This window comes from Psychrobacter cibarius (assembly GCF_904845955.1).
In the GTDB taxonomy this organism is placed as follows: domain Bacteria; phylum Pseudomonadota; class Gammaproteobacteria; order Pseudomonadales; family Moraxellaceae; genus Psychrobacter; species Psychrobacter cibarius_B.
On the sequence record NZ_CAJGYX010000006.1, the window covers coordinates 93954 to 108326 of the forward strand.

Annotated in this window: 12 protein-coding genes and 1 tRNA gene; 6 read left to right on the top strand and 7 right to left on the bottom strand. The window is 43.7% G+C overall.

The genetic code is table 11. The features are described from left to right. The first annotated feature begins 186 nt into the window (after window positions 1-186). Window positions 187-1131, top strand: a complete 945-nt coding sequence (gluQRS, locus tag JMV76_RS12030) for a tRNA glutamyl-Q(34) synthetase GluQRS (protein ID WP_201502852.1) — start codon at window positions 187-189, stop codon at window positions 1129-1131. Window positions 1132-1223: 92 nt separating this feature from the next. Here gluQRS and ftsW read toward each other — a convergent pair whose 3' ends face one another. Together ftsW and murD are read right to left on the bottom strand one after the other, a co-directional pair. Continuing rightward, window positions 1224-2420 carry a putative lipid II flippase FtsW gene (gene ftsW, locus JMV76_RS12035; protein WP_226950337.1) on the bottom strand — a complete coding sequence of 399 codons (1197 nt, stop codon included), beginning with the start codon at window positions 2418-2420 and terminating at the stop codon, window positions 1224-1226. A 317-nt stretch (window positions 2421-2737) separates the two neighbouring features. Then, window positions 2738-4174, bottom strand: coding sequence for a UDP-N-acetylmuramoyl-L-alanine--D-glutamate ligase (gene murD / locus JMV76_RS12040; RefSeq protein ID WP_201502853.1), 1437 nt, complete (start codon window positions 4172-4174; stop codon window positions 2738-2740). A gap of 662 nt (window positions 4175-4836) precedes the next feature. Between murD and JMV76_RS12045 the strand changes: the two genes are divergently transcribed. The 4 genes from JMV76_RS12045 to JMV76_RS12060 all read left to right on the top strand — a co-directional run bounded on the left by JMV76_RS12045 (window position 4837) and on the right by JMV76_RS12060 (window position 9497). After that, window positions 4837-6336, top strand: coding sequence for a SulP family inorganic anion transporter (locus JMV76_RS12045; RefSeq protein WP_087813692.1), 1500 nt, complete (start codon window positions 4837-4839; stop codon window positions 6334-6336). Between the two features lie 174 nt (window positions 6337-6510). Continuing rightward, window positions 6511-7365 carry a universal stress protein gene (locus JMV76_RS12050; protein WP_201502854.1) on the top strand — a complete coding sequence of 285 codons (855 nt, stop codon included), beginning with the start codon at window positions 6511-6513 and terminating at the stop codon, window positions 7363-7365. Window positions 7366-7820: 455 nt separating this feature from the next. Further along, window positions 7821-8159 (top strand): P-II family nitrogen regulator, encoded by a 339-nt coding sequence (locus tag JMV76_RS12055; protein WP_010197981.1) that lies wholly within the window; start codon window positions 7821-7823, stop codon window positions 8157-8159. A 75-nt stretch (window positions 8160-8234) separates the two neighbouring features. Then, entirely contained in the window at window positions 8235-9497 is a 1263-nt protein-coding gene (locus JMV76_RS12060) for an ammonium transporter (protein ID WP_045452414.1), read from the top strand. A 111-nt stretch (window positions 9498-9608) separates the two neighbouring features. Here JMV76_RS12060 and JMV76_RS12065 read toward each other — a convergent pair whose 3' ends face one another. The 3 genes from JMV76_RS12065 to JMV76_RS12075 form a co-directional block, all read right to left on the bottom strand. After that, window positions 9609-9992, bottom strand: coding sequence for a DUF2147 domain-containing protein (locus JMV76_RS12065; RefSeq protein ID WP_045445845.1), 384 nt, complete (start codon window positions 9990-9992; stop codon window positions 9609-9611). 257 nt (window positions 9993-10249) lie between these two features. Continuing rightward, on the bottom strand, window positions 10250-10513 hold the full coding sequence (locus JMV76_RS12070) for a hypothetical protein (RefSeq protein ID WP_201502855.1): 264 nt from the start codon (window positions 10511-10513) through the stop codon (window positions 10250-10252). An 84-nt stretch (window positions 10514-10597) separates the two neighbouring features. Beyond that, entirely contained in the window at window positions 10598-11491 is an 894-nt protein-coding gene (locus JMV76_RS12075; protein WP_227690363.1) for a DNA/RNA non-specific endonuclease, read from the bottom strand. Between the two features lie 128 nt (window positions 11492-11619). Between JMV76_RS12075 and JMV76_RS12080 the strand changes: the two genes are divergently transcribed. Then, window positions 11620-11710 (top strand) — tRNA-Ser (locus tag JMV76_RS12080). 169 nt (window positions 11711-11879) lie between these two features. On the opposite strand, the gene JMV76_RS12085 is transcribed toward JMV76_RS12080, so the two are convergent. Together JMV76_RS12085 and JMV76_RS12090 are read right to left on the bottom strand one after the other, a co-directional pair. Next, the gene (locus JMV76_RS12085) at window positions 11880-12605 is read right to left on the bottom strand and encodes a DUF3726 domain-containing protein (RefSeq protein ID WP_201502856.1); all 726 of its coding nucleotides are present in this window, start codon (window positions 12603-12605) and stop codon (window positions 11880-11882) included. After that, window positions 12589-14328 (bottom strand): hypothetical protein, encoded by a 1740-nt coding sequence (locus tag JMV76_RS12090; protein WP_265090304.1) that lies wholly within the window; start codon window positions 14326-14328, stop codon window positions 12589-12591. Before JMV76_RS12090 ends, JMV76_RS12085 begins: the two co-directional genes overlap by 17 nt. Between the last annotated feature and the right edge of the window lie 45 nt (window positions 14329-14373).

Genomic DNA, 14373 nt, shown 5'->3' on the forward strand with positions numbered 1-14373 from the left:
ATTGCGTTTTAGATGACTGGTTTTTAGTCAATAAATCGTGGCTGATACAGAGCTTTAAGCTTGCTTATATTGATTTGCTAACAAAACAGACTCATTTCACAAATATCTTTTTACGGATATATTTATTATTCTATCTTCTACCTTTTTTACCGATAATTTCCTACTTTGAAAACTAACCTTATTCCTATGCCCACTCCAATCATACCAGTACAGCTGATTGGTCGTTTTGCTCCCTCACCGACTGGTGAACTGCATCTTGGCTCATTGACGACCGCGCTTGCCAGCTTTTGCCATATAAAATCCATTGGTGGTAAATGGCTACTGCGTATTGAAGACACTGATACCGAACGCTGTGATCAGCAATTTACTGAGCAAATTTTGATTGATTTGGAAGCGCTTGGATTGTACTGGGATGGTGATATCATTTATCAATCTGAGCGTATTGATATTTATAATGATTATCTACACTCAGCCCTGCATCCGCTCACTTATGGTTGTCAGTGCTCGCGTAAAGATTTAGAGCAATACTGGGCGCAAGAAGAGCTGAGCCCAGCTTATGACGATGCCAACCCATTGCAACCAAACAGGAAACGTTATCCACGCTGCTGTGTCAGCGCTGACCTTGATAGAGAGCAACATAAGCTACGCATACAGCTACCGAATTATAAGATTGGTTTTAACGACGGTATTCAAGGATTGCAGTGGGATAATCCTCAGCAGACATTGGGTGATATGGTGGTGCGTCGCCAAGATGGTATGATCAATTATATTTTGGCTGCCAGCCTTGATGATGGACTGCAACAGGTGACACATATTATGCGCGGTCTAGATATCCTACCCATGACGACAGCGCAAATCAGCATCATGGATGCCGCACGCTTGCCTGCCATCGATCACTGGTATCACTTGCCACTGATATGTCATGCTGATGGACAAAAACTCTCCAAGCAGAACCTAGCGCAACCCATTGATACACGAGATCCAAGTAAACTTATCGCCGATGCTTTACAACTATTACAGCAACCAGCCGTCGATAGAGACACACCTACTCGTATGTTAAAGCAAGCCATTGCTCAATGGGACAGTACGCCGCTACAAGGCAAGCAACAGTTAAATATGCCCAATGGATAAAAGTCAGCTAGCAAAAAGCGCCACTATTTAGCGACGCTTTTTTGGATAATGCCAGTCATGATGCATCGAGCCTATGACTAATGCTCAACCTATCAATAATAACGGCATTGGCTTTTTTCGATTTCAGGGCTTTCTTTATAAATTTTTAGCAATAACGCAACCATCACCAAGCTAATCAACATTGATGAGCCACCATAACTGAAGAATGGCATAGTCAGTCCTTTGGTTGGAATCGCGCCCATATTCATCGCCGCATTGATAATTGTTTGTGCAATAAACACCACACCGATACCAAAGGCGGTATAACTCATACGCATCTGCCGACGCTTGAGCGCGTTATAACTGATACGCATCGCGCTACCGATAATCAGCGCTTCGAGCACCAGTACCATAGTAACCCCAACAAAGCCTAACTCTTCCCCTGTAATGGCTAGTAGAAAATCAGTATGTGCCTCAGGCAAATGCGATAGTTTCTGTACGCTCTCACCATAACCAACGCCTGTAAATTGTCCACGACCAAAGGCAATCAAACTGCGTGCCAGCTGATAATCGGTGTCTTGCACATCATCAAACGGATCCATAAATGACATCACACGTACCAATCGGTACTGCGCTGTCGTCACCATCAATACCGCACCACCGATGGCAGCCGCGCCCAGTGCTAAAAAGTGCTTGTAAGGCGCACCAGCGATATAAAAAATCGCAAAGATAGTACCTAAAATAACGACAAAAGAACCAAAATCTGGCTGTGACAATAGCAGCATGGTGATGAGTGCCACCACCAACATAATCCGCAAAAAACCGTCTAAGCCGTTACGAACTTCAAAAGAGCGACGCACCACAAAATCAGAGACAAAGACAATCATCACCAACTTGGCCAACTCTGCCACCTGAAAATTAAATACCCCTAGGTTCAGCCAACGCTTGGAGCCGTTAATAGGCGTACTAAAGAGGGTTGCCACTAGCAGCATGCCAGTGATACCCAATAGGATAAATTGGGTTTCAGTCTTATATAGTGTTCGCAAAGACACGCTGTAATAAGAAACCGTAGCGACCGTCAAACCGATCATCATATACAGCAGCTGGTTTTTGAAAAAGTGCAGCTCTGTCATGCCGCGACTGAGGGCAAAAGGAATAGAAGCGGAAGCCACCATCAATAAACTGAGCACCAACATACAGCCAACACTCGATAGGAGAATGGCGCGTGCTGACGGCATAGAAAGAATACCATCTGAGCCAGATGCTTGCTTCGGTTGGGACGAGGAACGAAAAAGAGAAGAGAGCGCCATAATTTTATATACACTAACGAACGAAAAAACACGGCGTCTATTAAACGCCACCGTTTAAAAAATAGAAAATAGACAGTACCAGACAGATTACTAAGCAAATAAGCTGACCATTCATGTTGCTGACTGGCTATGATTGACAGTAGCAGCAATCTATAAGCAAAACAATCATTTATACAGAAAATGCGCGCGCATCATAAAAGTCAATTCAGGGCAATCCTATTGCATTGCCCTTATTCTTTATTAAATACATGAGTTCTTTATTAAATGCTGAGATTCGCTAAGCACTTATCATGCAAATGCTTAAATCACCAAACCTTTTATTCCGCAGTCATCATATCTGACGACTCAGTTGCTAATTGACCAACCAACTGACTGAAATGCTCACCGCGAGCTGCGTAGCCACTATATTGATCAAAGCTGGCACAAGCAGGTGACAATAACACCGCTTGCACTTGCGATAGGCTGCTTGTCGTGACTTGTTGAATGGTTGTAAAGGCATTTTCTAAAGTTTGGCATTGATGTAACGCCACATCGGCGCTTATCTTAGCCGCGCGCAGATGCTGTTCAATCAGCGGCGCATCTTCACCAATAAACAGTACTTGGCTAACATACTGATTGATAAACGGCGTCAATTCACCAAACTGTTGACCCTTACCTTGTCCACCCAAAATCAATAGTAGTTTACCATCCTTTGGTGCATAGACTGCGCCCAGCCCTTCGATAGCTGCCATCGTTGAGCCGATATTGGTGCCTTTTGAATCATTAAAATAATCAATGTCTGCAGCATTTGCCACATACTGGCAACGATGCTCAAGTCCAGTAAACTGCTGTAAGGTATTCAACATACTGCCCAATGGCAAACCAGCAAGTTCGCCTAACGCTAAGGCTGCCTGTGCATTGAGCAGATTATGACGACCTTTAATCAACAGTTTATCTGCAGACAGTAGCTTTTCTGTACCGTGGGCAAGATAAATCTGACCTTCAGGAGTAGTAATAAGACCATATTGACCTTTATCAGGAGCATGTATACCGGTACTCACTCTGGGCAAATTATCAGCCACGAGCGGACGCGTCAATGCGTCTTCGCGATTGATAACCACGGACTTAGCACCCTGAAAGATACGATGTTTGGCTTGATGGTAGCCCAGCATATCGCCGTGGCGATCTAAATGGTCAGGCGACATATTTAGAACCGTCGCCACTTGCGCGCCCAAATTGGTCACCGTCTCTAACTGAAAGCTCGACAGCTCAAGTACCGCCAGTTTCATATCAGTATTATCAAGCAAGGTCAGCGCTGGCACGCCAATATTACCGCCGACACCGACATTGACACCAGCATCGGCGGCCATTTGCCCGACCAAGGTGGTCACGGTGCTCTTAGCATTAGAGCCAGTAATCGCCACTATCGGTACGGTACAAGCCTCACAAAATAGCTGAATATCACTAACCACTGGAATATTCGCTTGGCGGGCAGCGGCGACGGCTTCGGTAGCAAGAGAGATACCGGGGCTTATAATAATACGTGCCGCTTGCTGCAAGAGCTCGGCGTCAATCGCACCAAATTGGCGAATACTAATCTCAGCGGGTAGTTGATCTGCTAAGCTAGGTGTTACCTGAGCATCAGTAACAGCAACCTGATAGCCTTGATTGGCCAAATAGCGCGCAACTGATAATCCAGATTGTCCCAAACCGACCACGACTTGTAGACCACTGCCTTTGTGAAGTAAGGCGTCTGTTGCAGCGTTGGTGGTCATATTTATTCCTTCTGTTGGACGAGCAAAATGGCATCAAACAAACCTAGTCTATAAAGAAGCAAAATGATGCCGTCAAGATGAGACGCATCATAACGGTATCGTTCAGATTTCGGTACTGGTTTTTTATGACGATGTGCTATTATGCGCCTGTTTTTATATTAAGTGGCTAATGCTATAATAGTTGCCTTAATCTGTAAGTGACTGGGTATTTACCCAAGCATTTTAGTTTAGCATGTTGTCACAGTTAGCACGCTATTGTCACTTCTGTTTGGCAAAGTTACTACTATAGACGGGTCATGTCGAGCGGCTATTTTTATTTGAGAAATTATTTATTACCCTCTACCGCAGCATATCATTGCTGACGCTATTCGTTACTGTAGGTGCTCTTATAAACGCCCTGCTTTAAGCACCTTATTTTAACTATTTTTTTAGGTAATCTCACTGAATTTATCATCATATCAATTATTGGTGAGCGTATTAGCGATACCAGTAAGTAAATCAATAGACCTACTTATTACTGACCTTTAATAACTCAATACCGCAATATGACACAGCACATGTTGCCGTAAAAGCAAGATGAATAGCTACTTTTATAGCGATGCGATCATTTTATGAATGAGTAATGATTACTTTTTTTGCCTCTAACCCTATGCAGTTTACTTATGACATCTTTTATTGATAACTTACGTGACGAGTGGTTTTCCAATGTTCGCGGCGACGTTTTATCCGGTTTGGTTGTTGCCTTAGCGCTGATTCCTGAAGCCATTGCCTTTTCTATTATCGCGGGTGTTGATCCAAAAGTCGGCTTGTATGCCTCATTTTGTATCGCAGTCGTGATCAGTTTCGTCGGTGGTCGTCCAGGCATGATTTCGGCAGCAACTGGGGCAATGGCACTGGTGATGGTTGACTTAGTCGCCGAGCATGGTTTGCAGTATTTGCTAGCTGCCACCTTATTGTGTGGTGGGATTCAGATTGTAATGGGTATCTTAAAGCTCGGCAATTTGATGCGCTTTGTGTCGCGCTCGGTAGTCATTGGCTTCGTCAATGCGCTCGCGATATTGATCTTTGCCGCCCAGCTGCCTGAGCTTAACCCGATGACTGAACGCGTTGGCATGACAGTTTATATCATGACGGCGGCGGGCTTAGCGATTATCTACTTGTTTCCACTGATTCCTAAAATCGGTCGCGTGATTCCGTCACCGCTGATCTGTATCGTTGGTTTGACCGCTGTCGCCATGTATATGAATCTTGATATTCGTAATGTCGGCAGTATGGGCGATTTGCCTGATTCATTACCGATGTTCTTATTACCTGACATTCCATTGAACCTAAATACTTTACTGATCATCGCGCCTTACTCTATCGCACTTGCCATCGTTGGTTTATTAGAATCGATGATGACAGCGACTATCGTCGATGATTTGACAGATACGCCAAGCGATAAAAACCGCGAGTGTCGTGGTCAAGGGATTGCCAACGTCGTATCAGGTTTCTTCGGTGGCATGGCAGGCTGTGCCATGATTGGTCAATCTATGATCAACGTCAAATCTGGCGGACGTACGCGTCTGTCCACTTTGATGGCAGGTATCGTACTGCTCATTATGGTAGTGTTCTTAAGTGAATGGGTCAGTCAAATTCCAATGGCGGCACTGGTCGCTGTGATGATTATGGTCTCCATTGGTACTTTTAACTGGCAGTCTATTCGCGAATTTAAAACGCATCCGATGTCATTTAATATTGTCATGCTAGCGACTGTTTTGACCACAGTATTTACGCACAACCTAGCTTATGGTGTGGGGGTGGGCGTGCTGCTATCGGCGCTAGCATTTGCCAATAAAATTGGTCAATTCTTAACAGTATTTAGTGAGTATGATGAGAGTACTAATACTCGTTATTATTATGTGCAAGGACAAGTATTCTTTGCTTCTACGACCCAGTTCTTAAACAGCTTCGATACCAAAGAAGCTTTGGACAGTATTCAAATTGATGTCAGCCAAGCGCATTTTTGGGATGTCAGTGCTGTAGACACCTTGGACAAACTGGTCATGCGCTTGCAACGTGAGGGCATTGATGTCAAAGTGGTGGGACTCAATAATGCGAGCCGAACCCTGATTGATCGCTTCTCTATCCACGATCGCCGAGATATTGGCTTATTGGATTAAACAAAGCCACGTCTATTTATTGAGCTAATATTGATTAACCGCTCATAAATAGACAGTTGAATAAACAGCTGCATTGGTACAAAGGGTTGGGCATAAGCATTATCGCCCCACCCTTGAGCCAAGCAGCTGTCTTTTTATTCTGTCTTTTTAATATTGGAATAATGTGGTGGTCTTATGAGTAATTTAAAACCAGATAGTGTGATTGCCTGCTTGGACTGCCCAGACCACGTGCAAGCAGTGTTAGAAGCCAGCATGTGGGCCGCGACTCGTCTACAAGCACCTGTTGGACTATTGCATTCTGTACCGAGCTTGCAACAAAAAGCGGCTGTGAATTATTCAGGCTGTCTGAATATCGATGATGAAAGCATGCTGCTAGAGCAATTCACCACCAAGGAGCACTTGAGTAATTGTGAGCTAAAAGCCCAAGGCAAGCTTTTGCTTCATCAAGCCACCACCTATTGCGAGCAGCAGCGACAAAAACTAAAAACCTACACTTTGCATCGCCATGAACACCTCAATGAAAGTATCGATTACGTCGATGACAAAGCACAATTGATCGTTATAGGTCACAATGTCACCTGCAAATCGACATTGAGCCAGTTAATTAGAGTCAGTCACTGCCCCATTTTGGTGACTCATGCACCATTTTTGCCCCCTACGACCGTGTTATTTGCTTTTGACAACAGTCCTACTTCACATAAATTGCTCAATTGGCTCTGCAAAACCTCACTGGTTCGCGCATTAACTGTTCATATCGTGATGGTCGGTAAAGAAAACTCTGAAAATTGCGATTCGCTACGTGAAGCTTATGCGCGGCTCAAACAAGCAGGCATCAAGTCTAAAAAAGCATTGCTGGACTGCCGCGATGTCACTTCAGCTTTGAATTATTATCAAAATGAAAATGATATCGGTATGCTGATGACCGGTGCCTTTGGCCAATCTCGTCTGCGTGAACTTCTAAAAGGTAGCGACACAAAAAAACTGCTCGGTAGCACCAAAACCCCCTACCTACTCTTCCCAAAGGTATAGGCTTTAGCCGATCTACACAGCCACCCCTCTCTCTTTGAGCGCAGAGCCTATACATCCATGTTAAGCTCTGCCGCTTACCGTATCACACAATTTTCCCTACTTTCTCCTCAAGTGATTCGTTTCATATGCCAAATTAGGTTAGCAAATCATCACAGGAAATAGATGGATGGTCTCCCCAAGCACCTAAAAAGTTGGTTATAATAAAGTTTTCGTCAGTTCAACGCTAAAGGTTAATTCGCATTCTCTATGCTCATAACGGTGGTTTATACCATTGCAGCATAACCAGTATTTTTTGCCATAACTATGGCTGTTTTTGAACAAACAAATCCAATCTTACCTATCCCCCTTGAGTAAATTGGCACAGTTCTTGAATGACTAATAGTTAGCATGGCAGCGATACGATGCACCACAATGCTTCGATCAACCTGCGGCATCACACAAATAAGGAATATTTTATGAAGCTAATCACTGCGATCTTAAAACCGTTTAAGCTCGATGATGTACGTGAAGCGCTTTCTGACATCGGTGTTAAAGGTGTCACTGTTACTGAAGTCAAAGGTTTCGGTCGCCAAAAAGGTCACACAGAACTCTATCGCGGCGCAGAATACGTGGTGGACTTCTTACCTAAAGTAAAAGTCGAAGTGGCTGTTATTGATGAGATGGTCGAACCTGCTATCGAAGCGATCACTCGCATCGCTAGCACGGGCAAGATTGGTGACGGCAAAATCTTTGTCACTGCACTCGAGCAAGTTATTCGTATTCGTACGGGCGAGACAGGCCCTGACGCTATCTAACGCGCAAGGCCATATAGACACAGATTTATAGATCATACCGATAGCTGTATTGCATCAATTCAAGGGGGAATTAACATGCAAAATCAAATCTTCGAGCTCCAGTACGCACTTGACACGTTTTACTTTTTAATGTGCGGGGCGCTCGTCATGTGGATGGCAGCAGGCTTCACCATGTTAGAAGCTGGACTCGTCCGCTCAAAAAACACCGTTGAGATTTTAACCAAAAATATCGCACTTTTTGCCACCGCTTGTACCATGTACATGATATGCGGCTATGCCATTATGTATGGTGGCAACCTATTCTTGAGCGGTATCGCGGGTAATGAAACGCTGGTAGCAGATGCCCTAGCAGCCTCCGCTGAAAATGGCTTTGACGGTGATTCTGTTTACTCCGCTGCGTCGGATTTTTTCTTCCAAGTGGTGTTTGTTGCAACCTGTATGTCGATCGTTTCAGGAGCGGTGGCTGAGCGCATGAAGCTGTGGTCGTTCCTATTATTTGCTGTGGTGATGACTGGTGTCATTTATCCATTAGAGGGTAGCTGGACGTGGGGTGGCAATGATGTATTTGGGATGTTCAATTTAGGCGACATGGGTTTTTCTGATTTTGCAGGTTCCGGTATCGTCCATATGGCGGGTGCTGCGGCTGCATTGGCAGGGGTATTATTATTAGGTGCACGTAAAGGCAAGTATGGCCCTAATGGTGAAATACGCGCCATTCCAGGTGCCAACTTACCACTGGCAGCGCTTGGAACACTTATTCTCTGGATGGGTTGGTTCGGTTTCAATGGCGGCTCGGTGCTAAAACTGGGTGATATTGCCAGTGCTAACTCGGTTGCTATGGTGTTTTTGAATACCAATGCAGCAGCGGCAGGCGGTGCAATTGGTGCTTTAATAATAGCACGCATCATCTTTGGCAAAGCCGACTTAACCATGCTCTTAAATGGTGCACTCGCAGGATTAGTCGCTATCACAGCAGAACCCTCAACCCCATCTGCATTACAAGCAACACTGTTTGGTTTGATCGCTGGCGTTATCGTTGTGCTATCTATCTTAGCATTGGATAAAATAAAAATAGATGATCCAGTGGGTGCTATCTCAGTTCATGGTGTAGTCGGTCTGTTCGGTCTACTTATCGTACCGATTACCAACCCAGCAGCATCGTTCGTAGGTCAGATTGCTGGTGCAGCCACTATCTTTACTTGGGTATTCATCGCCAGCTTAATCACTTGGGCGGTTATCAAATTAGTGATTGGTCTGCGTATCTCTGAAGAAGATGAGTATGAAGGTGCGGATATAGCAGAGTGTGGTATGGAAGCATATCCAGAATTTGTGAGATAAGCTCTGAAGCCAATATTAAAATATATGTACTAAAAATCCCGCATTACCAAAAGGTATTGCGGGATTTTTATTTATAAATATTAGGTCTAATACTAAAAATAAGCTATCGGTTTATTTCTTTTTCCACGTTTGACTGCGTGAGAATGGACCGATATAACCTTTTAGATTTAAGGTGTTGCCACTCAAGTTTGCGGTCATACGATAGTCTTTGCCTTTTTCAGGATCAGTGATCGTACCGCCACTATATTTGCCACCACCATCAGACTTTAAGCCTTTAATAATGGTCGTACCAACGTGCTTTTTACCTTTGGCTGAGTTGGTAGCAATAAGCGTACCTGTTAGTACACCGTTTGACTCAGTAATCTTTACGGTACCTTTTGGCTTACCTTCATCAAATGTCTGCCACGTGGTATTGGCCAAAGGATCAGCGGCGAATGCCATGCTTGCTAAACTGATACCTGCAACAGCTAGAGTGGTTTTGGTAAATAATTTCATAGACTGATTCCCTTCATACAATGATTACTCGAAACGTTATGTTTCTGATCTCCTAGGCTTATCCTTCGCTAAAATCCCTATTAACAGCTATGCGACTTTCTACTCTTTGCGAGTGGTTAGCGCATCTAAAAAAACTGCTCATCAAAATTTTATACGACATAAGCGATGTCTTGACTCATTATAAGCAATTTTAAGCTTTTGCCTAGTAATTTTTTTATAGTTTATTATTTCTATAAAAATTGAACTATATCAAATAGTTATAAAAAAGGATTGTCGATATTTTTATCCAACCGGTCATCTTTTTCTTTTGACTTATGCTGACTATTATTGTAAATAGAATTATTTTCAAACGCCTGAAGAATCTTGCTTGTTAGTTCATGTAACTGTTGCGCTTGCTCATATCCAGTAGCATCAAGAGTCAAATCAATATCGCCATATATAATAATTTTATCTGTTTGGTTTTCGATGATAAGCTCACCAATTTGCATGCTTTGGTGGTCATTGGCAAATGGATCAATCATTTGATTCTCCTTTTTATTAGTACCTTGCGTAATTTTTGGATTTTTTGTGCCTTTTATTATATATAGACTTGTGTCATAAAGGCATTATGCTTGCAATTGGACGATTACCCACTCAAGAATCGCCCAAACAAACAGCATCCAGGCCGGCTCTTCTGTTGGCTCATCGGGCAACTCGGAGCTTTCACCCGCCTTTAATGGCAGATCAAATGCCTGTGTTTTGGTTTTGGCATCCAAGACGGGCAGCACATCGATACCAATTCTGGTCGAGAGTTCATCAACACTAATAACCTCTATGCGTTCTGACTCATCATTGGGTGCATAATAGACCCCTGCTTGATTAATCGCTGGTATGTAGACGGCTTTAAAAAAATGGCTGGGCACCAGTACACGATCTGCCAATTGCTTGGTTGTTTTTCCAGTAAAGGCTACTCCAGTAATGCTATAAACCTCTCCATATTGCTGGGTCAAATAGCGAGTGGCTGATTCAATATTACGCCAGATATAGCGATTGTTGCGCGGTGACTGCGGGGCGATATTGGCAAGACTAAAGCTATCATATTGTTGACTGCGATTCGCCATATCGGCATTGGGCGCTAAATGCCCGCGATCATGGCCAGAGCCTGAATAGTCGGACAATGAAGCACGTGCGGATTTTGGTAACCTACTTTCTTCATGAAAGCTGTCTTCACGATCGATTTCTTTTGCTTGTTGTAAACGCTTGCGATCCAAATATTCTGCCGACCAAAGCGGTGTACGCGATACGCCAGAATACATAACGGCAAAACCATCCATGCATAAAGCTTGGGTTTTGTTGCTTAGCTTGGTATTAATAAACTCAGGATAGACACCGCCATAAAAAGACTCGCTACACTGAGTAAAGTCATCAGCATGCGCTGAAGTTATGCTTACGACCACCGCCATCACGGTCATTGTAATACTGTTTTTCAAACGGGCATTGAGCCTACCGAAACTTATCATTCAACTTTCAACCATCTATACTTGTCATTACGTATACGCTATCGTAGCAGGCGTTTGTAAATAAAGAAAGATAAGGTGCAAGTCGTGACATTCTAGACAGTATCCGCTATACTAAGCCGTCTAAAAACGGTGAAGTGGGTGAGTGGCTGAAACCGCACGCCTGGAAAGTGTGTATGCGTTAATAGCGTATCGAGGGTTCGAATCCCTCCTTCACCGCCAATCTTATTCTGCTTAATCAAAGCCTCTAGCTTTTCCCATCTGTTCAAACAACTCCGAAATACCTTTTAATCCAAAATACTTTCTGAAATTTTTAATTATAAACCTCTTTTTGGCTTAATCTATTTGCCTATGTCATTTTGTAACCTTTTATTTATTACATTCCTCTCGCTTACGCCCCTCCCGCACTTTTACTTGATGTTTCGCTATTTTCTACCAACATCGCCGCAGCCGTTTTTTTGAGTATCGCCCACTGCTCATCGTCGACATAGATGCCTTCTTTCCATGCGCGCTGATGGGTTTCAAATAGCTCATCTGTCGATATTTTATGATTGAAATGCTGTATGTCCTGTTCAATATCAAAATTTTGGGTCGCAATTTCAATAATCATATCATTGGTATTATAATTGGCTTGTGCTTGGTCAAAAAAGTATAAATCAGGATACACAAAACCTTGATTTAACGTAAATAATGTATGCTTGGGCACAGAGCCATTGTCCCATTTAGCCAGACAAGCAAAGCCTTTGGCAGCCAGCCCCACCAGCTCGCTATAAGCCAACCAGCGGTTATGACAGTTCTGTAAATAAATATGAAAATGCGCCAAATCACCCATTTTTTCAAGCGCATAATCGATGATAGTCGGCAAGTGACAAGCCAAGCTGCTACCATGCAAATCTAAACGAATAGCGCCGTCTTGTTGATGGACGATATCGATTGGCGTATCGTGCTCAGTTAAGATATACGGACTGGCATTGTTAAAGTGTCTGATACCGTCCAAGCCCGCCATCTGTAACTCAGCGACCATAGTAGCAATCACATCCGCTTCGCCTACTTCACGGTGCATCCCAGTAAAGGCTTTGTGTACTATCGTCACGATTTCATTATGCGATACGATCATGAGTCAAACCTCCCTGCTCTTTCGATAAATCGGGTAATAAAGGAAACAGCCATTCATCACTATGCACTTCTGCAAACAAAGGCGCACCTTGAAACAAGGTGATCCGCACCCAGCGATCTGATCTGGGATCGAACTTGGTGGCACCAAACATCGATAATTTACACCGTAACAGGTGCATGGGTAATGCGGTTTTATGCAAGACATTCATCTGAATATCGCCCAGTGGCTTATGTCCTATCGTCCAAACGCGGCGCGCAATCGAGCGATATTTTGGCTGATTTAAGATGAACTCTGAAATGAGCTGCTTTGGATCGGTGGGTTTCAACGCGAGATACAGCTTATTTGCTTGCCGTGCGATGTCTAATGCAAGCTCACGATCAGCACCCGGTTCTTGCCCGCGCACGCCCATCCTTGGCTCTTCTTTATCCACCGAACGATACCAAAACCAATGGCTATTATCGGGCTGGCTAAAATCAATATTAATCGCCCACTGATAATATCGCTCTAATACATCGATTAAATCTTGGATCACCTTGCCTTTCGGTAGCGACAGCGTTTCATCGGCATTTATTTTTTCTTGAAACGCATCGACACGCTCAGGATAAAGCTCCATCAAGCAAGAGATAATCACTTCTTGGCTCTCAAGGCTTAGATGATGGTGAGCTTGTAAGAACTCCGCCCATGTACTGTAGTGATTAATGGTTGCCATCAAATTATTTTGTAATACGGCTAATTCTGCAACGACCGCTTCATTGAGTTTGATTTGCGACTCATTGATGGTAACAATCTCGCTAAAATGCTGAATAGCACGTTTGATTAAACTGGCAAAATATACGGTTTTTTTGGGTTCAATCTGGTAGATCAGTGTCACTTGCAACGCTTCTTCACGGGTAGTTAGCCATTGATCGACGACACAAGGATGGTTGATTAGATACGGTGCCATGCCCAGACCGGTGGCGTTACCAACTCCCAAGTAACGCTTAATCTCTGGATGTAGCGAAATGGCATTATCACCCCCTTTTTGCTTTGCCAAATAATCGACCCAATCTAAGCTAAACTCACGCAGCAAATACACGGCACACATCTGCGCTCGAAAGGATTGATCAAAATCTGCACTGTGATCTAACGGTTTAAAGTCATAAATACCAAACTTACCATTGCCATAGACGGCAGTAGTGCGCAATATATAACCCACTTGCGCAAGTATATCTAAATCTGGTTGCTGACCAATGGCGAGTGAGCTAACGATATGATCAAAGACCCGTACGCTTTTATTTGCTCGTGCCAGCACCATCACCATATTAGAGTTGCGACCTGCTTCTTGCAGCGGTACGTTGGCTTGTAGATTATCCAGTAACTCTTCACTTATCTCACCAAAGACCAGACCAAAGGTCACATCCCATTTTTGGGCAATCACCCTATCATTACGCTCTTCATCAGCCAGCTCATTACAAAAAACCACCAGATGATACAGATGCTCTGGGGTATTGAGGCGATAAATAACCGTGCCATAGCCTTGCTCATCCAAACCCCACAAATGGGTACTGAGCGTCCATTGCTCTCTATCAATCTTACGCAGTAACGTGCGCACAAAGCTAATGCGAGTTTGGTGCATCGCGCCCAACCTTTCTGCATTCATAATCACGTCACGAGTACGAAATTCAGTGGTAAGTTGGGGCGGCTTGACGTTAATGCTTTCATTATTTGCATGAATCATATTCATAATTTCACTACCTTACCTAATATACTGAGCCAGCAGCTTTGTTAA